The organism is Burkholderia sp. IO2 (assembly GCF_029522185.1).
GTDB lineage: Bacteria > Pseudomonadota > Gammaproteobacteria > Burkholderiales > Burkholderiaceae > Burkholderia > Burkholderia cenocepacia.
This window is the reverse complement of sequence record NZ_JAKWFH010000016.1, coordinates 61,614-84,190: the sequence shown is the minus strand read 5'-3', so window position 1 is coordinate 84,190 and position 22,577 is coordinate 61,614. Positions and strand designations below refer to the sequence as shown.

Below are 22,577 nucleotides of genomic sequence, written 5' to 3'. Positions count from 1 at the left end.
TGTGACCGCCCCGTCCCCTACTCCGTCGCCGGCTCCTTCACGCGCTCCGACACGACCGGTGCGCCGGCCCGATGCGACGGCGCGAACAGCCGCAGCCCGCTCGCGACGCTCGCCGCGCCCGCGAAACCCGCGCCGAGCATCAACGCAAGCGTCGGCCCGTGGCGCCCCGCAATGCCGAACGACAGCGCGACCAGCGCCGCGCCCGTCGCCTGCCCGATCAGCCGCGCGGTCGCGATGATCCCGCTCGCGCCGCCGCTGCGCTCGGGCGGCGCGCTCGACATCAGCGCCTTCAGGTTCGGCGACTGGAAGAAACCGAAGCCCGCGCCGCACAGCATCATCCGCCAGCCGATGTCGACGACGCCCGGCGATACCGGCAGCGCGGCGAGCGACACCATGCCCGCGCTCAGCAACGCCAGGCCGATCGCGCCGAGCAGCCCGGGCGGATAACGATCCGACAGCCGCCCCGCGATCGGCGCGGCGAGCGCGACGATCGCCGACCACGGCGTCATCAGGAACCCCGTTTCGACCGCGCTGCGATGCAGGACGGTTTCGAAATAGAACGGCAGCGACACGAACGCGAGGCCCTGCGCGGCGAACGCGCAGACGGCGGTCAGCGCGGACAGCGTGAACACGGGCCGGCGGAACAGGTCGACCGGCAGCATCGGCGCCGGATGCCCGGCCTGGCGGCGGATCAACAGCCAGCCGAACGCGAGTGCGACCGCGGCCGACGCGAACACGACGGAAAGCGGCCCGCGCTGCGCGAATTCGCCGAGCGCGAAGATCAGCGACGCAAACGTGATCACGTTGAACAGCGCAGCGACCGGATCGAACACGTGCTTGCCGCGCGCCGTCTGCGGTAGCGACGGAATCGCCACCGCGAGCGCGAACACGCCGAGCGGTACGTTCACCGCGAACAGCCACGGCCATGCGGCTACCGACAGGATCAGCGACGCGATCGTCGGCCCCACCGCGAACGACACGCCGACGACGAGCGCGTTGAAGCCGACGCCGCGCCCGAGTCGATGCGCGGGAAACAGGCCGCGGATCAGCGCGACGTTGACGCTCATGATCGCGCTCGCGCCGAAGCCCTGCACGATGCGCGCGGCCGTCAGCATCGGCAGCGTCGACGCGAGCGAACAACCGAGCGACGCCAGCGTGAACACCGCCAGCCCCGCGACATACACGCGCTTGTGACCGACGATGTCGCCGAGCGACGCGAACGGCAGCAGCGTCGCGACCATCGCGAGCTGGTACGCGTTGATGATCCACACGGACGCGGCCGGCGACGCATGCAGGTCGGTCGCGATGGCGGGCAGCGCGGTGTTCGCGATCGCGGTGTCGAGCGTCGCGAGCGCGACGGCCAGCAGCACGGCGGACATCGCGCGCCAGTTGACGGCCGGCTCGTGGGCGCCGGCGGGGGAAGCGAATTCGGACAAGATGGGCTCGGCTGACGAGCGACGCGCGGCGTCGCGGATTGAGCGGCGCGGCGACGCGCGCTCCGTGCGGCAAGAACGGAACGCGCGGCACCGCGAGCCGTATTGTTGCAGAGCCGCACCGAACGTGCAGGCGGCCGCGCCGTCAGTTAGCGAAACGAAAGATTCGGCATGCCGCGTCGAACGAGCGGCACCGATGAAGACGCAACGAGCGGCGGTCTCGCCGCCTGTCGGACGGCGCGCGGCCGACCGCCGCTATTTACGACACTGCCCGCCGCGCATTGCGACCGCGCAGCCATTCGAGCGCGAGCAGCAGGCTCGTCGAGAAGATGATCAGGATCGTGGCGAGCGCGGCGATCGTCGGGCTGATGTTCTCGCGAATGCCCGTAAACATCTGGCGCGGCAGCGTCGTCTGGTCCGCGCCCGCGAGAAACAGCGTGACGACCACTTCGTCGAACGACGTGGCGAACGCGAACAGCGCGCCCGACATCACGCCCGGCGCGATCACCGGCAGCGTCACGCGGAAGAAGGTCGACACCGGGCTCGCGCCGAGCGACAGGCTCGCGCGCACGAGGTTCTGGTTGAAGCCCTGCAGCGTCGCGGCCACCGTCGTCACGACGAACGGCACGCCGAGCGCCGCGTGCGCGGCGATCAGCCCCGTGTAGGTATTCGCGAGTCCGAGCGGCGCGAAGAACAGGTACATGCCGACGCCGACCACGACGACGGGCACGATCATCGGCGACAGCAGCACGGCCATCAGCAGCCCCTTGCCGCGGAAATCGGCCTTCGTCAGGCCGATCGCGGCGAGCGTGCCGAGCACGGTCGCGACGACGGTCGCCGACGGCGCGACGATGAAGCTGTTCTTCGCGGCCATGCGCCACTCGTCCGATGCGATCAGGTTCTCGTACCAGCGCATCGAGAAACCCGGAATCGGATAGACGAGGAACGTGCTCGACGAGAACGACAGCGGCACGATCGCGAGCACCGGCAGGATCAGGTACAGCAGCGTCAGCACGACGAGCACGCGCAACGCGACGTACCACGCGCGCTCGACGAACGACATGTGCGGCGCGAACAGCGGCCTGGCGAGTTTCATGGTCGGCATCCCCTTCCCGTTTCCCTGTGCCCGGCGCTCAGCCGAGGCTCACGTTGGTGCGCGTGAAGCGCCCGTACACCGCGTACAGCACCAGCGTCGCCGCGAGCAGCAGCCCGCCGAGCGCACACGCCATGCCCCAGTTGATCGTCACGTTCGTGAAGTACGCGACGTAGTAGCTGACCATCTGGTCGTTCGGCCCGCCGAGCAGCGCGGGCGTGATGTAGTAGCCGATCGCGAGGATGAACACCAGCAGCGCGCCCGCGCCGACGCCCGGATAGGTTTGCGGCACGTACACGCGCCAGAACGCGGCGAACGGATGGCTGCCGAGCGACACGGCCGCGCGCTGGTAGGTCGGCGGGATCGACTTCATCACGCTGTAGAGCGGCAGGATCATGAACGGCAGCAGGATGTGCGTCATCGAGATGTACACGCCGACGCGGTTGAACAGCAGCGTCAGCGGATGCGAGATCAGCCCGCTGCCGATCAGCGCCGTGTTGATGAGCCCTTCGCTCTGCAGCAGCACGATCCACGCGGCGACGCGCACGAGCACCGACGTCCAGAACGGAATCAGCACGAGGATCATCACGAGGTTCGCGCGTCGTTCCGACAGCGTCGAGATCCAGTACGCGAGCGGATAGCCGAGCAGCAGCGCGAACAGCGTGACGGCGACGCCGATCACGAACGTGCGGCCGAAGATCGCGAGGTAGATCGACTGATCGGGATCGGCTTGCACGATGTGGCCGAAGCCGTCCTGCTTGTGATCGAGCGCGGCGAGCAGGTAGAACGGCGACACCTGGCTGCCGTTCTTCGCGATCGACTGCCAGTACGCGACGTCGCCCCAGCGCGCATCGAGGTCGATGAATTTGGCGCGCGTCTGCGCGGGCGTCAGCGCCGCGTCATTGTCGCCCTTCAGCGGCATCGCGCGCGCCGTCTTCGCGACGAGCGAGCGATAGCCGGGAATCTCGGTGTTCAGGCGCCGCGCGAGCGCGCCCATCGCCTCGCTGTCGGCCACCTTCGTCATGTCGGCCGCGAGCGCGACATACGCGGCGTCCGCCGGCGGCGTCTTGCGGTCCCAGCCCGACAACGCGGCGACCGTGTTCGGCAACGCGGTCGCGATCTCCGGGTTCTGCACCGCGCGCGTGAGCAGCGTGCCGATCGGCACGACGAAAATCAGCAGCAGGAAAATCGCGAGCGGCGCGACCAGCAGCAGCGCCATCGTGCGCTTGCGGGCCTCGGCGGCCTTCAGCTCGCGCTTGAGCGCGGCGGTCGACGGCGAGGAAGGCGCGATCGTCATCGTATTCAACTGGTCTCTCCGGCCGGACACGTTCCGGCGGCATGCCGCGCGACGCGATCGACGCGTCGCGCGGCCGGTTGCATCACGACACCCGTGAGGATGCCTGACCGGTTACTTCGTTGCCCACGCGGCGAAGCGCTGTTCGAGCTCGTCGCTGTGGTCGGTCCAGAAGCCGATGTCCTCGAGCACCGCGTTCTTGCCGTTGGCCGGCGAGTTCGGCAGATTCGCGAGCGTCTTCGCGTCGAGCGCCTTGATTGCGGCGACGTTCGTCGGGCCGTACGCGATGTGCTGCGCATACGCCTGCTGCGGCTTCGGCGTCAGCGAGTACGCGATGTACTGCTCGGCCAGCGCCTTGTTCGGCGAGCCCTTCGGAATCGCCCAGTAGTCGAGGTCGTAGATGCTGCCGTTCCACACGACCTTCAGGTTCTTGCCTTCCTTCTGCGCGGCGTCGATGCGGCCGTTGTACGCGGTCGACATCACGACGTCGCCGGCGACGAGGAACTGCGGCGGCTGCGCGCCCGCTTCCCACCACTGGATGTACGGCTTCAGCTCGTCGAGCTTCTTGAACGCGCGATCCTGGCCGGCCTTCGTGCCGAGCACCTTGTAGACGTCCTTCGTCGCGACGCCGTCGGCCATCAGCGCGAATTCGAGGTTGTAGCGCGCGCCCTTGCGCATCCCGCGCTTGCCGGGGAATTTCTTCACGTTCCAGAAATCGGCCCAGCCGGTGGGCGCCGACTTCAGCTTGTCCGCGTTGTACGACAGCGCGGTCGACCACACGAAGAAGCCGACGCCGCACACCTGCGGCGCTTCCGGAATCAGGTCGGATTTCTTCGCGATCTTCGACCAGTCGAGCTTCTCGTACAGCCCTTCGTCGCAGCCGCGGTTCAGGTCGCCCGATTCGACTTCGACCACGTCCCAGTTGACGTGCTTCGCCTCGACCATCGCCTTTACCTTCGCCTGCTCGCCGTTGTATTCGACGGCCGTGACCTTGTTGCCGGTCGCCTTCTCGAACGGCTGGTTGAACGCGACCTTCTGCGCGTCGCCGTTCGCGCCGCCGAAGTTGACGACCGTGAGCTCGGCAGCCGTGGCCGATGCGCCGAACGCGACCAGTGCCAGCGCGAGTGCCGTACGGCGCGCGGTAAAGCTTGCTCGTTTCATGATGGTTCCTCTCCTCTCGTGGTGGAAGTGGGCTTTGTTGTTGACGACGTGCTGCGGAAAACCGGGTAATCCATGCTCACGCGAACACGCGCAGGTGTTCGGGCGAGAACGCAAGCGAGACCGGGGCGCCTGGCGAGAACGCGTCGAGCGCGCCGGTGCCGAGCGGCACCTTCACGAAGCACTCGTCCTGGCCCGGCAGTGCGCAGCGCATGCGCACGTGATCGCCGAAATAGATGAGGCTGCGCGCCTCGCCGCTCACGCAATTGGCGGCGCCGCCATTCATGCCGTTCGCGCCGTGCGCGGCGAGGCTCATGCGCTCGGGGCGGATGCACGCGACAGCGGATGCGCCCTCGGCGGCTTCGCCGATATGGCGGCCGACGAGCTTCGTGCCGTCGTCGAGCCGGAATTCGCAGAATTCGCCGTCGACGCGCGCGATGGTGCCGCGCAGCCGGTTGCTGTCGCCGATGAAGTTCGCGACGAATTCGTTGCACGGCGATTCGTACAGGCGGTCGACGGTGTCGAGCTGCTGCACGATGCCCTTGTCGAACACGGCGACGCGATCGGACATCGTCAGCGCCTCGCCCTGGTCGTGCGTCACATACACGAAGGTCACGCCGAGCTTTTCGTGCAGCGCCTTCAGTTCGTATTGCATGTGTTCGCGCAACTGCTTGTCGAGCGCGCCGAGCGGTTCGTCCATCAGCACCAGCTTCGGCTCGAACACGAGCGCGCGCGCCAGCGCGATACGCTGCTGCTGGCCGCCCGACAGTTGCGCCGGATAGCGTTTCGCGAAGCGCTCCATCTGCACCATCTTCAGCGCGTGCGCGACACGCTCCGCGCGCTCGCCGGCGGGCAGCTTGCGCACCGTCAGCGGATACCCGACGTTCTGCTCGACCGTCAGGTGCGGAAACAGCGCGTAGTTCTGAAACACCATGCCGATGTTGCGCTTGTGCGGCGGCACGTTGTTCAGCAGCTCGCCGTCGAGGCGGATCTCGCCGCCGGTCGGGAATTCGAAGCCGGCGAGCATCATCAGGCAGGTGGTCTTGCCCGAGCCGGACGGCCCGAGCAGCGTCAGGAATTCCCCGCGGTGGATGTCGAGGTCGAGCGATTTGACGACGAGCGTTTCGCCGTCGTAGGTCTTCCGCACGCCGCGAAAGCTGACGATCACATCATCGGACTTCATCGTGCTGTCCCCTGGTTCCGCGCCAATTGATTTTGAGATGCGAGCCACTATACGGCGCGCACGGTTCTATACTAGGGAACCATTTCAATATTCCTAGTAGGACCACTTTGGATACCGTGATCGTCGCCGACTGGCTGTCCGCCCGCATCGACCGCAGCTCGCCCGAACCGATGTACCGGCAGCTGCTGCAACTGATGCAGCAGGCCATCCTGACCGGGGAATTGGGGCCAGGGACAAAGCTGCCGAGTTCGCGCACGCTCGCGGGCGACCTGTCGATCGCGCGCAATACGGTGCTGCACGTGTACGACCAGCTGACGGCCGAAGGCTACGTGCTGACGACGACCGGCAGCGGCACCTACGTGGCCGACACGCGGCCGGACGCCGCCGCGATCCGCGTGCCGGGCGCCACGCCGCCGCCGTCAGCCGCCGACGAACTGCCGGCGCCCGACGCACAGGGCAGCCTGTCGATGCGCGGGCGGCAGTTGATCGAGCATGCGGGCGTCTCGCGGCGCCAGTGGGGTGCGTTCATGCCGGGCGTGCCGGACGTGTCGGAATTCCCGAGCCGCACGTGGAGCCGCCTGCAGGCGCGGCTGTGGAAGGAGGCCAATCCGGAGCTGCTGACCTATGCGCCGGGCGGCGGCTACCGGCCGCTGCGGCGTGCGCTCGCCGATTACCTGCGCGTCGCGCGCTCGGTCAAATGCTCGCCGGACCAGGTGATCATCACGACGGGCATCCATCAGTCGATCGATCTCGCGGTGCGGCTGCTGTCCGACATCGGCGATCGTGCGTGGGTCGAGGAACCGTGCTACTGGGGCGTGCGCAGCGTATTGCAGGCGGCCGGCCTGACGCTCGCGCCGGTGCCGGTCGACCAGGAAGGGCTCGACCCGCGCGCGAGCGACATGCAGCACCCGCCTCGGCTCGTGCTGGTCACGCCGTCGCACCAGTACCCGCTCGGGATGGTGATGAGCCTCGCGCGGCGCCGCATGCTGCTCGAATATGCGCGCCAGCACCGCTGCTGGATCATCGAGGACGACTACGACAGCGAATTCCGTTACGGCAGCCGCCCGCTCGCGTCGCTGCAGGGTCTCGACGACGGCGGCCGCGTGATCTACGTCGGCAGTCTCGGCAAGATGCTGTTCCCGGGGCTGCGGATGGGTTACATGGTCGTGCCCGAGCACCTGGTCGACACCTTCCGCACCGGGTTGTCGGAGCTGTACCGCGAAGGCCAGCTGATGCAGCAGGCCGTGCTCGCCGAATTCATCATGGACGGCCACCTCACTTCGCACGTCAGACGAATGCGCACGCTGTACGGCGAGCGCCGGCAACTGATGATCGACGCGATCCGGGCGCGCTTCGGCGAGGCGCTGCCCGTGATGGGCGACGAGGCCGGCCTGCATCTGGTGCTCGGCCTGCCCGATGCGTGCGACGATCGCGCGGTCACGCAGAGCGCGTTCGACGCCGGCGTGATCGTGCGCCCGCTGACCAGCTACTACAGCAACCTCGACACCGCGCGGCAGGGCCTGCTGCTCGGCTATGCATGCGTCGCGCACGAAGGCATCCGGCCCGCGTTCGATACGCTCGCCGATACCATCGAGCAACATCTGCCGCGACACATCACGCGCGCGGCATGAAGCCCGCCACACGCGGCGACACCCGGGTCAATGCGCGCTGCCCGCGCCGCGATCGAGCGACGCCGCGCGTACGGCTTCGCCGGGCTTCGTGAACACGCGCTGCCGCAGCGCGGCAATCTGTGCGTCGCGGTCCTGCGGCGACAGGCCGGCCGACTCGATCTGCGCACGCTGCGCCGCATAATCCGCGTAACGGCTCTGCCACGACGCATCGTCCTGCTGCATCTGCGCGACGCGCGCCGCCGCCTCGGGTCCGAGCGTCTGCGTCAATTGCGCGCGCATTGCATCGGGCGTCGCGCCGCTCTTCCGCAATTGCGCGATCTGGTCGATCGCCGCGCGCTGCCGGTCCACCCGCTGCTGCGCCTCGCGTTCGTCGGCCGGCATCTGCTGCTCGAGCGCCGCGAGCCGTTCGGCCTTCTGCGCATCGGTCAATGAGCGGTCCTGAGTGATCTTCAAGCGTGCGAGGTCATAGCGCTGCCGCCACTGCTCCGCGCCGAAGAACGGCTGGCTCCAGTCGCCGAGCGTGCGGTACGCGATCGACGCCCGCTGATCGAGCGCGAGCTGCAACGCGCCGGGATCGGACTTGTCGACCGCACCGGCGTCGCGCAATGTCGCGAGCGCATCGAGATACGCGCGATACCGATGCCACACGTCGAGCGCCTCCGCCTGTGCGACCGTGCCGTCGAGCTGCGCGGCGATCTCGCGAACGACGAACGCATCGAGCGCGGCCGCGCTCAGGTCGCTCCGCGCGGTCAGGCAATAGTCGAAGAAATCGCGCACCGTGCGCGACTTCGCGAGATGGCCGCCTGCATCGAGCGGCAACCGCGGCGCACTGGAACCGGCGAGCGACGGCGGCACGCCCGCACTCGCCGGCACCGCGGCCTGCGATGCGGCGACCGCCACGCCGCCCACCGCGGCCGCCTCCGGCGCATCACCCGCTGCGCCCGTGCCGCGATGCGATCCCGCACCGCTCCACATCGCGACGCCGGCGACTGCCGCGAGCCCCACGCCCCCGTAGATCGCAGCGCGCCGCACGAGCGGCGCGCGCCCTTCACGTGCCGCCATCGATCACACGCCCGCGAGCTTCAGCCGGTTCGCATGCGTGCGGATCACCGCGACCGGGTCTTCCGCATACGCGCCGCGCACGCCGAGCAGCTGGTTGATCTCGTCGATATGGTTCCACTTGTAGCGCGTGCTCAGCACCTTGCCGTACAGCGCGCTGCACTTCGACACGAGCCCGTCGTTCTCGCCCGAACCGCGGTTGATCATCACCGTGCCCGTGCCGAACAGCGCGAGCGTCGACAGGTCGAGCACGTTCGCCGGATCGACGACCGGAACGGTGCTCGTATCCGTCGCCCCCGTCACGCCGAACAGCGACAGCGTCGGCTGGATCGCCGTGCCGGCCCACGAATACAGCAGATGCGTGTTGCCGCCGACGGTTTCCGTCGGCGCGCCGGTCTGGCAACTGCCGGGAGCGCCGAGGCCCGCGCTCGGATAGTTCTGGTTGTAGGTGGCGGCCTGCGCGGTCGTCAGCGTCTTCAGCGACGCGAGTGCGTCCTGGTTCGTGTTGTGGCTGCTGCTCGTCAGGATTCCGAATACATTGACGAACGCGGCGATCACCGTCGACGACAGTCCGGTCGGATCGTACGCGAGCACGTCCTGCACGAAGTCGGCGAACTCGGAGCCGCGATGCGGCGTGCCGATCGTCGTCACCGACGCGACGAGATCGGGCGCGACGGCCGCGACATAGCGCGACGTCAGCCCGCCCTGGCTGTGACCGACGAGATTGACCTTGGTCGCGCCGGTCGCGGCGAGCACCGTCTTCACGTAAGCCAGCAGCTGTTCGCCGCGCCCGTTCGGGCCGTCGTCGCTCTGGAAGCCCGACAGGTTCGCGACGTAGACGGTCGCGCCATGCTGTTGCAGGTCTTCCTGGATGCCGTACCAGTAATCGAGTACGCCCGCGTACTTGTCGGTGCCGGTCAACCCGTGCACGAGAATGATCGGATAGCGCGTCGTCGCATAGTCGTCGGCGGGCGCGGTTGCCGCTATCGCCGCGTGCGTCGTCGCGAGCGTCGTCAGCGCGGTCGTCCCCGCGAACGGCGCGACGCTCATCGCGCATGCCACTGCCCCTGCCATTACCCTGGAACGCATCGATTTGGCCATGCATGTTCTCCTGATTATTGTGCTGCCGGTGCGAATGACACCGGATCGACACGCACGCCGCCTCGCACGGACCTCGTGTGTCGAATGCGGGAGTGAAGCACGACTCGCGAACGTTTGCGCCCCGACTAGATACGGTTCTCTAATCGGTTGACGCGCCCCGCCCGTTCGGGCGGGGCGGCGTGCAGGCACGCGCATGCTGCGGCGCACACGCGCGTGGCGCGCTACAGCTTCGCGCTCACGCGTACCCACGCGGTACGCCCCGGCTCCATCACCGGCGCATTCGCCGGATAGCCGAAACCCGCGTTGCCGGCAAGGTTCAAATGCTCGGTGTAGGCCTTGTTCAGCACGTTGTCGACCCCCACCGAAATCTGCACGGTCTTGCTGACGTTGTACTGCGTATGCAGCGACAGCACGCCGAATCCGGCGCTCGGGCCGAAGTCCTTGCCGACCACGTTGCCCTCGTTCAGCGCATAGCGATGCTGCGACGCAACGATGCGCCACAGGCCGCCCGCCGACCAGGCGCCGCGCTTGTATTCGAGCCCGATGCGCGCCTCCAGCGGCGGCATCTGCGGCAGCGGATCGCCGCTCGCCACGTTGCGCCCCCACGCATACGCGAGCGACGTCTCGACGCGCAGCGGCGCGACCGGCCGCCACGACACGCCGGCCTCGCCACCCATGATCTGCGCGTTGACGTTGGTCGCCTGCGTGGTCGGGCCCATCATGCCGGTCGCATAGTCGAACAGGATGAAGTCCTGGACGTAGCCCGCGTACGCCGACACCCATGCATCGAACCGGTCGCTCTTGTATTGCGCGCCGATATCGAGCTGCGTGGTCTTCTCCGGCCGTACCGCCGAGAACGCGTTGACCGACCCGGTCGGCCCGCGCGTCGCGGAGAACAGTTCCCAGTAGTCCGGATAACGCTCCGCGTGGCCGATCCCCGCGTACCACGTGACGGGCAGCGACGCGAGATCGCGCTCGTAGCGCACGAAGCCGCTCGGCAGCACCTTCGTCCGATCGTCGTCGAACGTCGGATTCGGCTTGCTCATCATCATGCCGCGCTTCATCGCGCGCTTGTCGCGTGCGCTCGCATAGTCGACGCGCGCGCCGCCGATCACGCGCGATACGTCGCTCGCATACCACGTCAGCTCGCTGAACACGCCCGCATTCCACATGGTCGCCTGCGCATCCCACGGCTGGTCGCGGTAGTTCTGCTGCCCCATCGACGAGCGCGAATCGAGCCGGTTCGATTGCGCATCGACGCCCGTGACGAACTTGAAGTCGTCGCCGAAGCGGAACGTCGCGGCCGCACGCGCGCCCACCGTGCGGCGCCGCACGTCCGCGGCCATCCGCATCGGCATGCTGCTCGCGGGGTCGGGCTGCCGCAACGTGTAGTTGTCCATCACGTGATCGGCTTCGTTGTAGTACACGCGCGCCTCGATCCGGTCGAGCACGTCGCCGAGATGCCGCTTGTCGAACGACAGGCCGAACGTCTCGCGGCGGAAATGTGCGCCGTCCATCCCGCGGCCCGCATAGCGTGCGTAGCCGTCGCCGGTGCCGGCGGTCAACTCGACGCGCGTATGGTCGTCGGGCGTCCAGCCGAGCGCCGCATCGGCGTTCCACTTGTCCCACTGCGACGGCACGGTGTTGCCGTTGCCGTCCTGGTAGTCCTGCGAATGCGCGTGGTTCGCGGTCACGCGGCCATAGACGTCCGGCGTGCCGGCGGTGAGGTCGATGTTCTGGTCGTTGCGGCCGAACGATCCGCCGACCAGGCTGCCCTCGAAGCGCATGCCGGGGCGCTCGAAACGCGGCGTCACACGCTCGAACAGCACGGTGCCGGCCGATGCGCCGGGACCGTACAGCACGGTCTGCGGCCCCTTCACGACCGTCACCTTGTCATAGCTTTCCGGTGCGATGTACGACGTCGGCGCGTCCATCCGGTTCGGGCACGCGCCGAGCGTCGGCATTCCGTTCGCCAGGATGTTCAACCGCGAACCGAACATCCCGCGCAGTACGGGATCGCCGTTCGTGCCGCCGCTGCGGATCGACGTGAAGCCGGGGATCGTCTTCAGGTAGTCGGCGCCGTCGCTGGCGGGCAGCGGCTGGCGCGGCGCCTTCGGGTCGGTGATGACGACGAGCGGCGTCGACAGCGGCGCCGCGACGACTTCGACGGGCGGCAACAGCATCGCGGCGTCGTTCGCCGTCGCGCCGGCCGCAGGCGCCGTTTCGGCCGCGGCGGCGCTCGCGGCCAGCGCGCCGACAGCCAGCGCGGGAACGGTGAGTTTCAGCATGCGCGGCAAGGGCCGCGCACGGGCATTGCGTGACGCCCGTGGCGCACGCAACTGGAAATTGGTCATGATCGAAAGCCCGAGTGACGCCCTCCACGCGGCCTCGACGGGCCGCACGGATATCGGCGGAATGAGAAACGGCGGGAAACGCGTCAGGCGCGCTCGGGCGGTGCGCGCGGATAGGCGCGCGGATAGCGGTCGCTGCGCGCCGCGACGGCAGGCGGCGCGGCGACGGAAACGGAAACGACGGGAACGGCGCCGACCGACGCGGCGGCAGGCGCGCCGATGGCCGGGCTATGAGCGAAGAAGCCGCAGTAGCCGCACGCGTCGAGATGCAGCGCATGATCGTGCATGCCGCCGGCAGCGGGCGCACGATGCGCGCCATGCTCGGTACTGCAGACGATCGCATCGGGCGTGGCCGCCTGCGCGATACGCCACTGCGACACCAGCGGCGCGGCGATCGCGATCCAGATCGCGAGCAAGCCAAGCCAGGCAGTCAGGTGACGATGTCGGTGCAGCATGTGCGGCGACGAGTAAGCGGAATGTAAAAACAGCCGAGATGTTACAGAATGTTCAACGTGATGACCAGTGCCGACGACGGTAAACGAACCGGGGGCGCATGGTTGTCAACACAACCATGCGCCCCCGCCTGCGATGCGCTTCGGACGCGCGATGATCAGGGCGCCATGCGCCGCAGCACGTCGTCGCGCCGGATGAAGTGATGGTAGAGCGCGGCCAGCGCATGCAGGCCGATCACGAAGTAGAACGCGTTGCCGATCAGCTCGTGCGCTTCCTTGATCGTCGGCCGCAGCGCCTTGTCGGGGCCGAACAGCGTGAACGACACGCCGAGCCAGTCGAGCGACACCGGCTTGCCGCCCATGTTGATCATCATGATGCCGAGCAGCGGCTGCGCGATGATGAACACGTAGAGCGCGAGATGCGCGAGCTTCGACAGCCAGCGCAGCAACGTCGCCTGCGGAATCGCTTCCGGCGCGCGGCTGACCAGTCGCCACAGCACGCGCAGCACCGACAGCACGAGGACGAACGTACCGGCCGTCAGGTGCACGTTCATCCAGAACGCCCGGCTGTCGCTGCCTTTCGGTCCGCGGATCTCGATGGCCAGGTAGGCCAGCGCGACCAGCAGGAAGATGGCCCAGTGGAAGAAGATCGCGGGCGAGCTGTAGCGCGTCTGTTTCGCGAGGATGTTTTTCATGCTTCGTCTCGTGTCGTATTCGGGGAGGGGCGCCAGCTGCAGCCGGCCTGCGCCCGGCAAGGCTGTGACGATTGTAGCCGCGCGGGCGGCCGGTTTTGCACGGCGCGGTCAAATATCCGACGAATCGTCAACGCGCGCCGCGCGCGGCCGGCCTATGGAAAATCCGCATCGCGCGCCCGGGCGGCTGTGGCACGATGAAGCTTTGGTGCGACGGCGCGCGGGCATCATGAGCAAAGCGTTCTTCGTTGCAGCCTACCGGCTGATCGCCGCATTGCTCGCGGTGTCCACCACGCTGCACAGCGTCGCCGACTACTGGCGCCTGCCGAGCTTCCATCTCGGCAACTACCTCAGCTACTTCACGCAACTGAGCAGCCTCTACGCGGCCGCGATGCTGGCCGCGGGGCTGTGGCGCATCGCGCGGCCCGGCTCGGCCCGCTACGAATCGATGCGCGGCGCGGCGGTGCTGTACGTGCTGATCACCGCGATCGTCTACGAGCTGCTGCTCGCGCGGCTCGATGCGCTGCGCCACGTCACGCCGGCGTTCAACAACTGGGTACTGCACCGGATCGTGCCGCTCGTGATGCTGTGCGACTGGCTGTATGTCGAACCGCGCTCGCCGATTCCGCGCCGCAGTGCGTTCGCGTGGCTCGGCTTTCCGGTCGTCTATCTCGGCTATACGCTCGTGCGCGGCGCGGTGGAGGACTGGTATCCCTACCCGTTCGTCGATCCGCGGCCGCACGGCTATCTGCCGGTCGCGATCCAGTGTTCGCTGATCGCGCTCGGCGCGGCGGCGCTCGCACTGGGCATTCGCTGGCTCGGCAATCATGCGAGACAGTCTGGCAGCGCGACGCTTAAGGAAGGATGAAGATGGAAGCGGTTCGAACGTGTGCGCCGCCCGGCGCACACGTGGCGATACCGACGATCAGCCGCCGTTGCGCGGCAGGAAGTTCATCGGATCGACGACCTTGCCGTTCTGGCGGACTTCGAACTCGAACGTCGAACGACCGCTCGCGTCGGTGCCCATTTCGGCGACCGGCTGGCCCTGGCGCACCGCGTCGCCTTCGTTGACGAGCAGCTTGCCGTTGTGCCCGTAGGCCGTGATGAGCCCGTTGTCGTGCTTCAGGATCACGAGCGGGCCATACGCCTTGACGCCGGAGCCGGCGTACACCACGCGCCCGTTTGCCGCGGCCCGCACCGAGTGGTCGGGCCCGGATGCGGCGATCACGACGCCGCGCGACTTGCCGGCCGCAAACGGCGTCGCGACGACACCCGTGGCCGGCCACGCGAGCGAGCCCGGCTGGGCGGCGGCCGCGGGCGGCTGCCCGTACGCATTGGCCGCCGGCGGCGGCGCGACCCGCAGCACCTGGCCCGGCGACACGGCGTCCGTCGGCGCCATGTGGTTCCAGCTGGCCACGTCCTGCACGCGCTGTCCGTAGGCGCTCGCGATGCCCGCCAGCGTATCGCCCGGGTTCACGCGGTAATAGCCGGCAATCACGCCCGGCGTCGCAGCCGACGTGGGCGCCGGCTGGCGCGTGGGTTGCCAGCTGTCGGTCCACGGCGTCATCGTGCAGCCCGTCAGCGCGATGGCCGCGGCAACGAGCGCCGCCTGCGGCAGCCAGCGCGTGAGCGTGTCGTGGATGGGAATAGTTTCTCTCAAGGGTCCTCCCGGATTTGCGTCGTCGCGCCGCCCACCGCCCCCCGGCGCGCGACGCACGATGTCCGGCCGAACGGCCGGATCAACCAGTATCCGACCGCTTTCGCGGCCGTCAGTTTCCACAGCGGAACGTCGGCGCGGATGAGCTCACCGGCCCCTTTTTCGCGTCGTCCCGACCGGCAAAGATACCATTTGTCGCGGTCAACACCCCGACAGTTGCCCGATCCGGAAACAATCTTGCGGCATCGCACGGGCATCCCGGCGGGCCGCGCGCCGCGCCGGGCGGGCCATCCGGCCGGCGCTTGCGGGTTTCTCGCGGGCGCGGCCGCCCTCGCCCGCCGTATCGGCCCCGTCATATTCTCCGCTTCGATCGCCGCCTATACTCGGTGGTGCGCAGCGCGATCCAACGACAACGAGGAGCAAGACAATGAATAACGCGACGTTTCTCTCCGTGCAGCTCGACGCCGACGATTTCGCCGGTTCCAGCGGTCTGGTCGAATTGCTCAACCGGCACCTGTTGTTCGCGACCGACGTCGCCGAAGCGGCCGACGCGCTGGTTCAGCTGGCGAGCGTCACGCACCTGACCGGCGCCACGCGCCACAGCGTCGAGTTGCCGGTCCTCGCGATCGAACGACTGCGCGACGCGCTCGATACGCTGAGCGGTTACGACGAAACGTGGCTGCAGGTGCTGGAACCGGCCGAGGCGCTGTTCCGCGAGATCGGGCGCGGCAGACGCCCGCTGCACTGAACGCCGCCGCATTCATTGCGCGTTCCAATGAAAACACCCCGTCGTTCCGCATAGCGGTACGACGGGGTGTTCGTACTACAGGGGGTCAGATGCGGTCGCCAGCGCGGCCGTGCCATTAACGACCCTTGTAGACCGGTGCGCCATCCGAGATGCGCTTGACTTGCCAGCCGGTCTTGGCCGCGGCCGGCGCGCCCGATTCCTGACCAGCAGCCGGTTGCGCACCGTAGCCGGTCGTGTCGGCAGCGGCGACGTTCTGTTGCGGGTTCAGACGGGCTTCGGCAGCCTGGATGCTTTCCGGGTAGTTGGTCCGGTCGCTGCCCAGCTTGTAGCCGGCCTGTTGGAGCTGAACCAGCTCGGCCTTCACCTGGGCACGGGTGACGGGCGCGTTCTGTTGGGCGAACGAGACGGCGGGGACGGCGAGGACAGCAGCAGCAGCGAACGTTGCGATCAGCGATTTCATGATTACCTCCGGGATTTTTTTGCTCCGCCGCACACACCATGTCTGCAGCGATGGAACAGAGTTTAGTCCCGGCAGCACCTAGGGAAAACCATGAAAGAACGAAAACACTGTTTCCCCGGAGCCAACAATGCCGGCATCCGGGATAGAAAAACCCTATTCAAAAAATAGATTTTCGCAACAATGCCGCCGCCGCTAGCCGGTTACGACCAGTTCGCGTGGAAGCTGCCCGGCTTGTCCGTGCGCTCGAACGTGTGCGCGCCGAAGAAGTCGCGCTGCGCCTGCACGAGGTTCGCGGGCAGCCGCTCGGACCGGTAGCTGTCGAAGTACGCGACCGCCGACGCGAACGCCGGGACCGGCACGCCGGCCTTCACCGCGGCCACCACGACGTCGCGCAGCGCGGTCTGGTAGTTCGCGGCGATGTCCTTGAAGTACGGGTCGAGCAGCAGGTTCGCGAGCGCCGGATCCTTCGCATACGCGTCGGTGATCTTCTGCAGGAAGCGCGCGCGGATGATGCAGCCCGCGCGGAAGATCTTCGCGATCGTCCCGAGATCGAGGTTCCAGCCGTATTCTTCCGACGCCGTGCGCAGCTGCGCGAAGCCCTGCGCGTACGAGATCACCTTGCTCAGATACAGCGCGCGGCGCACCGCTTCGACGAATGCAGCGCGATCGCCGTCGAACGGCGCGGCAGCCGGGCCCGACAGGATCTTGCTGGCCGCGACCCGCTCGGTCTTCAGCGACGACAGCACGCGCGCGAACACCGACTCGGTGATGAGCGGCAGCGGCACGCCCAGATCCAGCGCGTTCTGGCTCGTCCACTTGCCGGTGCCCTTCTGCGCCGCGCGATCGAGGATCACGTCGACGAGATGCTTGCCGGTTTCTTCATCCTTCTTGCCGAAGATCTTCGACGTGATCTCGATCAGGTAGCTGTCGAGCTCGCCCTGGTTCCATTCCGTGTACACCGCGCCGAGTTCGTCGTTGGTCAGGCCCGCGACGTCCTTCAGCACCGAGTAGCTTTCGGCGATCAGTTGCATGTCGCCGTATTCGATGCCGTTGTGGACCATCTTCACGTAGTGGCCCGCACCGTCCGGGCCCATGTACGCGACGCACGGCTCGCCGTCCGACGGCGCCTTCGCGGCGATCTGCTTGAGGATCGGCTCGACGAGGTCGTACGCGTCGCGCTGGCCGCCGGGCATGATCGACGGGCCGCGCAGCGCGCCCTCTTCGCCGCCCGACACGCCGGTGCCGATGAAATGCAGGCCCGACTGCGCGAGTTCCTGGTTGCGGCGGATCGTGTCGGTGAAATGCGTGTTGCCACCGTCGATCAGCACGTCGCCCTTCTCGAGCAGCGGCTTGAGCGAGGCGATCGTCGCATCGGTCGCTTCCCCGGCCTTCACCATCATCAGGATCCGGCGCGGCGTTTCGAGCGACGCGACGAATTCTTCGAGCGTATAGGTCGGCACCAGATTGCGGCCGGGGAATTCGGCGATCAGTTCGTCGGTTTTCTCGCGACTGCGGTTGAACACCGACACCGCGTAACCGCGGCTCTCGATATTGAGTGCGAGATTGCGGCCCATCACCGCGAGCCCGATCACACCGATTGCTTGTTTGCCCATTAGTCAATTCTCCGGAAAAAACGGGGCGCGACCCGAGCCGGGCCGCGCGCACAGGCGAAAGGATAGTGGAAACCCGGCGGCGCTGCGCGCTTGCGTGTCATTGCTCCGCGTGCGGCAGGCGCCGGAACACGACGCTCAGGTTGTTCGCCGGCATCTCGACGACCTCGATGCAGTCGAGCCCGAGATCGAGGCCGAGCGCGACCACGGTCTCCAGATCGCGCACGCCCCACGACGGATCGCGGCTGCGCAACTGCTGGTCGAACGCCTCGTTCGACGGGGCCGTATGCCGGCCTTCGCGACGATACGGGCCGTACAGGAACAGCACGCCGCCCGGCCGCAGCACGCGCGACGCACCGGCGAACAGCGCGTCGGTGCAGGCCCACGGCGAGATATGGATCATGTTGATGCAGACGATCGCGTCGAGCGCCGCGACCGGCCACGGCGTGTCGCGCACGTCGAACGCCAGCGGCCCGGCGACGTTCGCGAGGCCCGCATGCGCAACCCACGCGGCGATCGAACGCCGCGCCTGCGCATCGGGATCGCTCGGCTGCCAGTGCAGGCCCGGCAACGCCTGCGCGAAATGAACGACGTGCTGCCCGGTGCCGCTCGCGATTTCGAGCACGCTGCCGCTCGCCGGCAGCACGCGCCGCAGCACGTCGAGGATCGGCCCGCGATTGCGTTCGGCCGCCGGCGCCGACAGCCGCGCGGACGGATCGGGGGAAGAAGCGGCGCCGGTCACGATGCATGCTCCTGCGTGTCGCCCGCGCTGCTGCGCCCGAGCCCGAGCCGCGCCACGAGTGCGTCGAGCGCGAGTGCGCAATGCGCCTCGACCTTCAGCGTCAGTATCGGGTCGGCGCGCGTATGGCCGAGATTGAGGGCGGCAAGCGGCTTGTGCTGCGCCTGCGCCCACACGCAGAAGCGGTAGCCGGAATACACCATCAGCGACGAACCGACGACGAGCAGCGCGTCGGCCGCATCGAGCGCCTGCGACGCCAGCGCCACGCGTTCGCGCGGCACGTTCTCGCCGAAGAACACCACCGCCGGCTTCAGCAGGCCGCCACACGCGGGGCACGCCGGGATGCGGAACGTATCGAGCGCGGCCCATTCGAGATGCGCGTCGCCGTCCGCCGCCGGCTCGGCCTGCGCGCCCAGCAACTCGGGATTGTCGGCTTCGAGCACGGTCTGGATCGTCGCCCGCGCGTGATGCGCGCCGCAGTCGAGGCAGGTCACGCCGTTGATCCCGCCGTGCAGTTCGATCACGTCGTCGCTGCCCGCCCGCTGATGCAGGCCGTCGACGTTCTGCGTGACGAGGCGTTCGATCCGGCCCGCGCCGCCGAGCCGCGCCAGCGCGACGTGCGACCCGTTCGGCCGCGCGCGGCCCACGACCGGCCAGCCGATCATGCTGCGCGCCCAGTAGCGGCGCCGCGCGGCATCGGAGCCGAGGAATTCGTGAAGCTGGATCGGCGGCGAGCGCATCCATTGACCGTTGCGGTCGCGGTAACCGGGAATGCCGGAATCGGTGCTGATGCCCGCGCCGGTCAGCACGAGCAGGCGCGGATGACGCTCGACGAACGTGTGCAGCGCATCGAGCGCGGCCGGATCGACGTCGGCGATGGAGGGATCGGGCAAGGCTTTATCGTTCATGTTGGCAACGTGATCGGTCGCGCCGGGCAGGCCGTGCGCCCGCACGGGCGGCCACGCACGCCAGCACATGATACAGAACGCCGTGCGATCGGGCGGACCGCCGCCACGGCACGCCCGCGCACGCAAAAAGACGCCCGTCGCCGCTCGGCGACGGGCGCTTCAACAATTGATCCATCGGGGTAGTGGATCAACTGACAGCACAATGTTGCGACGCCCGTCATACCGCGATCGACGGCCGTTCCCCTGGACCCTGCGTGTTCCGCCTGCCGCGCGCATCGGCGCGTCATCGGCCTTCCCGACCCGATCCCGTTCCACCGGCTCGTCACGCCGATGCGAAGCCCATCGCGCAAACGCGTTCGCCGCGCGACGACGGGCGTGGTGTCATGGCATGACGATTCCGGGATCCGGGCCGACGCCATCCGCCTGCGTTCGCGGTTCATCCGCGACGGCCGACCGGCACCGGTCGGCTTCGTGCGTCACGCATGCACGTCGTCGTTCAGAACGAACCCGATTGCTCGGATGGAACGGAAAGCCGCTCGCTCACGTCGCCGCAATCAGCGGGGAAGCGACTACCCTGGCAGGTCGGCGATTCATGTTTGCAACACGATTCGTTGCGTTTCGGTCTTTTCTCATTCTCTTGTCCCCGTCTCCGATACATCCGACCCACTGAAGCGATTGCCGGGTCGACTGCGCCCGCGATCGCGCTCACGGCCCATACCACCATGCAAGGAGCGCACCATGTTTCATGGCGCAAGGCCTCGCGGGGCCCGGCAAGGCCGCGGGCAGGCATCGCGCCCCGTCAGAAAGCCCGAATGTTTCGAAACTGAAACGCACCGCCGGTGCCGCCGGCATCGTCGCGTCGGCGCTGCGCGCGGCGGCCAATCGCCTTACAATCGGCTACAATTGGCGCCGCCCCGTCACCGGATGCGAGCGCCCGGCATTGCCCCTTCCCGCGGATCTGCACCGCCCGACCGGAACCCGCACTCGCCGCATGCCCGACACGAAGAACTGGCTGGAGATCGACTACCGCACGCTGTTCAGGCTGCACCCCGATCGCCGGATCGAACGCGAGAACGATCCCGACGAATCGCCGGCGCCACGCTTCTGGCTCGGCCGCTGCGCGGGCGGCACGCTGTCCGGCGTACGTGCGGACGTACCCGCCGGCATCGCGGACGAACTGACGCGCGTGGCCGACAGTGAACCGCCGTGGTCGGACGACGCGCCGCCCACGCACCTCGAACGCTATCTCGGATTGCTCGCACCCGTTTCGCACTGGAACATCGGCCTCGTGTATGCGTTGCCGCATGCGCTCGAATTCGATACCGACGCGCACGCCACGCTGGTCGACGGCGACAGCGACACGGGTCGACGATTGCTGCGATCGCTGGCCGTGCACGGCATGCCGGAAGGGCTGCTGTCGATGGGGTTTCGAAGCGCCGCCGATCTGTGGGCGCCGTGGTGCGCGGCTGTGGTCGACGGCGAAATCGCGTCGCTCGCGTTTGCCGCGCGACTGTCCGACGTCGGCGCCGAACTCGGTGTCGCGACCGCGCCGGCGTTCCGCGGGCGCGGCCTCGCGGCCGCCGTCACCGCCGCGTGGTCGCGCTTGCCGTCGCTGCGCACGCGCACGCTGTTCTACAGCACCGACCGCGACAACCGCGCGTCGCAACGCGTGGCGTCACGCCTGGGGCTCGCGTTGCGTGGCGCGACGCTGCGGGTCGGGTAGTGCGGGGCGGAACCGTCCCGCTCGCGCATCGCGCAAACACGCTAGCATTCGGACACGGAACGCCGCGCGTTCCCGTCGCCTCGCCCCCAAGGACTCGCCATGACCCCTTCCGCTTCCACCCGCGCCGACGTCGCGCATCGCGTCTTCTCGGCCGGGCGGCTGTCGATCGGCCTCACGCTTCCGCTGCTTCGCAGCGGCCACATCGTCGCGGACTTCAACGAACAGCTCGAACTCGCGGCGCTGGCCGATTCGCTCGGCTTTCGCGCGCTGTGGATTCGCGACGTGCCGCTGAACAGCGCCGACTATCCGGACCCGGTCGGCCACCTCGATCCGTGGGTGCTGCTCGGCGCGCTGGCGTCGCGCACCCGCCGGATCGCGCTCGCCAGCGGCGCGATCGTGCTGCCGCTGCGCCATCCGCTGCATATCGCGAAAGGTGCGCTGTCGGTCGCGACGCTGTCGGGCGGGCGCTTCATCCTCGGGCTCGGCTCCGGCGACCGGCCGCCCGAATACGCGGCGTTCGGCGTCGACGCGCAAACGCGGCGCGACCGCTATCGCGCGCACTGGGACGTCGTCGCGGCCGCGCTCGGCGTGCCGTCGCGCGTGCTGCCCGACGAAGCGCCGCCCGATGCGCCCGAATTCACGCTGCTGCCGCGCGACGGCGACGCGGTGCCGATGCTTGCGGTCGGCTCGGGTGGACAGAGCGTCGACTGGATCGCCCGGCATTCGATCGGCTGGATGACGTATCACCGCGATCCGGATACGCAGCGCGCCCGCTATTCGATGTGGCGCGCGGCGGTCGACCGGCTCGCGTCGCCGCCGTTTCGCGCGTTCGGCGTCTCGATGCGGCTCGATCTCGCCACGCACCCCGATACGCCGGCCACCGCGCTGCCGCTCGGTTACGCTACCGGGCGCCGCGCGTTGGTCGACATCCTGCGGGACATGCGCACGGCGGGTACGCATCATGTCACGCTGAACCTGGGCTCGGACCGACCCGTGCGCGAGGTCATCGAAGAAATCGCCGAGCACGTCTTGCCGGTATTTCATGACGAGCAGGCGTAATTCATCAGGAATCCGAATTCCGTGATGGAATGCACGCGTGGATCGTGATCGAACGAGCGCTCGCTGGGTGACGCATCCCGCGCCGGCGTCGATAAACCCGCGTGACAGGCTCCTTACGATCGGGGAAGCGGGATCTTGCGTCCGATATCGGACAGCCGACGGTCTGCGTCCGGCACACGACTTGCGCGCCTGCATGGCCGGCGTCGCGCATGCCCGATCCGAATCG

The 22,577-nt window shown here is 68.2% G+C and carries 20 protein-coding genes; 5 read left to right on the top strand and 15 right to left on the bottom strand.

The annotated features are described in order from the left end of the window. Positions 1-17 precede the first annotated feature (17 nt). The 5 genes from MMB92_RS12800 to MMB92_RS12780 form a co-directional block, all read right to left on the bottom strand. Entirely contained in the window at positions 18-1,436 is a 1,419-nt protein-coding gene (locus MMB92_RS12800; RefSeq protein WP_006487759.1) for an MFS transporter, read from the bottom strand. Positions 1,437-1,692: 256 nt separating this feature from the next. After that, positions 1,693-2,529 (bottom strand): ABC transporter permease, encoded by an 837-nt coding sequence (locus MMB92_RS12795; RefSeq protein WP_012493204.1) that lies wholly within the window; start codon positions 2,527-2,529, stop codon positions 1,693-1,695. Between the two features lie 37 nt (positions 2,530-2,566). After that, entirely contained in the window at positions 2,567-3,823 is a 1,257-nt protein-coding gene (locus MMB92_RS12790) for an ABC transporter permease (RefSeq protein ID WP_027810457.1), read from the bottom strand. 111 nt (positions 3,824-3,934) lie between these two features. Further along, entirely contained in the window at positions 3,935-4,981 is a 1,047-nt protein-coding gene (locus MMB92_RS12785) for an ABC transporter substrate-binding protein (protein WP_058902895.1), read from the bottom strand. 76 nt (positions 4,982-5,057) lie between these two features. After that, positions 5,058-6,161 (bottom strand): ABC transporter ATP-binding protein, encoded by a 1,104-nt coding sequence (locus tag MMB92_RS12780; protein WP_012493203.1) that lies wholly within the window; start codon positions 6,159-6,161, stop codon positions 5,058-5,060. A 107-nt stretch (positions 6,162-6,268) separates the two neighbouring features. Here MMB92_RS12780 and MMB92_RS12775 point away from each other — a divergent pair, with 107 nt between their 5' ends. Continuing rightward, complete coding sequence (locus tag MMB92_RS12775; RefSeq protein ID WP_034202613.1) at positions 6,269-7,792, top strand: PLP-dependent aminotransferase family protein; 1,524 nt, start codon at positions 6,269-6,271, stop codon at positions 7,790-7,792. A 27-nt stretch (positions 7,793-7,819) separates the two neighbouring features. Here MMB92_RS12775 and MMB92_RS12770 read toward each other — a convergent pair whose 3' ends face one another. The 5 genes from MMB92_RS12770 to MMB92_RS12750 form a co-directional block, all read right to left on the bottom strand. Next, complete coding sequence (locus MMB92_RS12770) at positions 7,820-8,854, bottom strand: lipase secretion chaperone (RefSeq protein WP_080324262.1); 1,035 nt, start codon at positions 8,852-8,854, stop codon at positions 7,820-7,822. Positions 8,855-8,857: 3 nt separating this feature from the next. Beyond that, positions 8,858-9,952, bottom strand: coding sequence for a triacylglycerol lipase (locus tag MMB92_RS12765; RefSeq protein ID WP_277562718.1), 1,095 nt, complete (start codon positions 9,950-9,952; stop codon positions 8,858-8,860). 221 nt (positions 9,953-10,173) lie between these two features. After that, a complete protein-coding gene (locus MMB92_RS12760) occupies positions 10,174-12,306 on the bottom strand; it encodes a TonB-dependent copper receptor (RefSeq protein WP_060268304.1) in 2,133 nt (710 codons plus the stop codon). Positions 12,307-12,389: 83 nt separating this feature from the next. After that, positions 12,390-12,758 carry a DUF2946 domain-containing protein gene (locus MMB92_RS12755; RefSeq protein ID WP_006483774.1) on the bottom strand — a complete coding sequence of 123 codons (369 nt, stop codon included), beginning with the start codon at positions 12,756-12,758 and terminating at the stop codon, positions 12,390-12,392. A gap of 155 nt (positions 12,759-12,913) precedes the next feature. Beyond that, positions 12,914-13,450, bottom strand: a complete 537-nt coding sequence (locus tag MMB92_RS12750; RefSeq protein WP_006483770.1) for a cytochrome b — start codon at positions 13,448-13,450, stop codon at positions 12,914-12,916. A 226-nt stretch (positions 13,451-13,676) separates the two neighbouring features. Here MMB92_RS12750 and MMB92_RS12745 point away from each other — a divergent pair, with 226 nt between their 5' ends. Continuing rightward, complete coding sequence (locus MMB92_RS12745) at positions 13,677-14,315, top strand: Pr6Pr family membrane protein (RefSeq protein ID WP_012493201.1); 639 nt, start codon at positions 13,677-13,679, stop codon at positions 14,313-14,315. A 57-nt stretch (positions 14,316-14,372) separates the two neighbouring features. Here the strand turns inward: MMB92_RS12745 and MMB92_RS12740 are convergent, their stop codons facing one another. Further along, positions 14,373-15,107 carry a peptidoglycan DD-metalloendopeptidase family protein gene (locus MMB92_RS12740; protein WP_034202615.1) on the bottom strand — a complete coding sequence of 245 codons (735 nt, stop codon included), beginning with the start codon at positions 15,105-15,107 and terminating at the stop codon, positions 14,373-14,375. Positions 15,108-15,531: 424 nt separating this feature from the next. On the opposite strand from MMB92_RS12740, the gene MMB92_RS12735 reads away from it, so the two are divergent. Beyond that, positions 15,532-15,852: a hypothetical protein gene (locus MMB92_RS12735; RefSeq protein WP_006485139.1), complete on the top strand. Its 321-nt coding sequence runs from the start codon at positions 15,532-15,534 to the stop codon at positions 15,850-15,852. 115 nt (positions 15,853-15,967) lie between these two features. Here the strand turns inward: MMB92_RS12735 and MMB92_RS12730 are convergent, their stop codons facing one another. From MMB92_RS12730 to MMB92_RS12715, 4 genes are all read right to left on the bottom strand, one after another. Next, a complete protein-coding gene (locus MMB92_RS12730; RefSeq protein WP_006485136.1) occupies positions 15,968-16,312 on the bottom strand; it encodes a DUF4148 domain-containing protein in 345 nt (114 codons plus the stop codon). Positions 16,313-16,512: 200 nt separating this feature from the next. Next, on the bottom strand, positions 16,513-17,925 hold the full coding sequence (gene gndA / locus MMB92_RS12725) for an NADP-dependent phosphogluconate dehydrogenase (protein WP_006479382.1): 1,413 nt from the start codon (positions 17,923-17,925) through the stop codon (positions 16,513-16,515). Positions 17,926-18,022: 97 nt separating this feature from the next. Then, the gene (locus MMB92_RS12720) at positions 18,023-18,664 is read right to left on the bottom strand and encodes a DUF938 domain-containing protein (protein ID WP_062885412.1); all 642 of its coding nucleotides are present in this window, start codon (positions 18,662-18,664) and stop codon (positions 18,023-18,025) included. After that, entirely contained in the window at positions 18,661-19,569 is a 909-nt protein-coding gene (locus tag MMB92_RS12715) for an NAD-dependent protein deacetylase (protein WP_080331199.1), read from the bottom strand. Before MMB92_RS12715 ends, MMB92_RS12720 begins: the two co-directional genes overlap by 4 nt. A 991-nt stretch (positions 19,570-20,560) precedes the next feature. On the opposite strand from MMB92_RS12715, the gene MMB92_RS12710 reads away from it, so the two are divergent. Next, positions 20,561-21,292, top strand: coding sequence for a GNAT family N-acetyltransferase (locus tag MMB92_RS12710; protein WP_112750691.1), 732 nt, complete (start codon positions 20,561-20,563; stop codon positions 21,290-21,292). A 99-nt stretch (positions 21,293-21,391) separates the two neighbouring features. Continuing rightward, entirely contained in the window at positions 21,392-22,351 is a 960-nt protein-coding gene (locus tag MMB92_RS12705; RefSeq protein ID WP_048985249.1) for an LLM class oxidoreductase, read from the top strand. Positions 22,352-22,577: the final 226 nt, after the last annotated feature.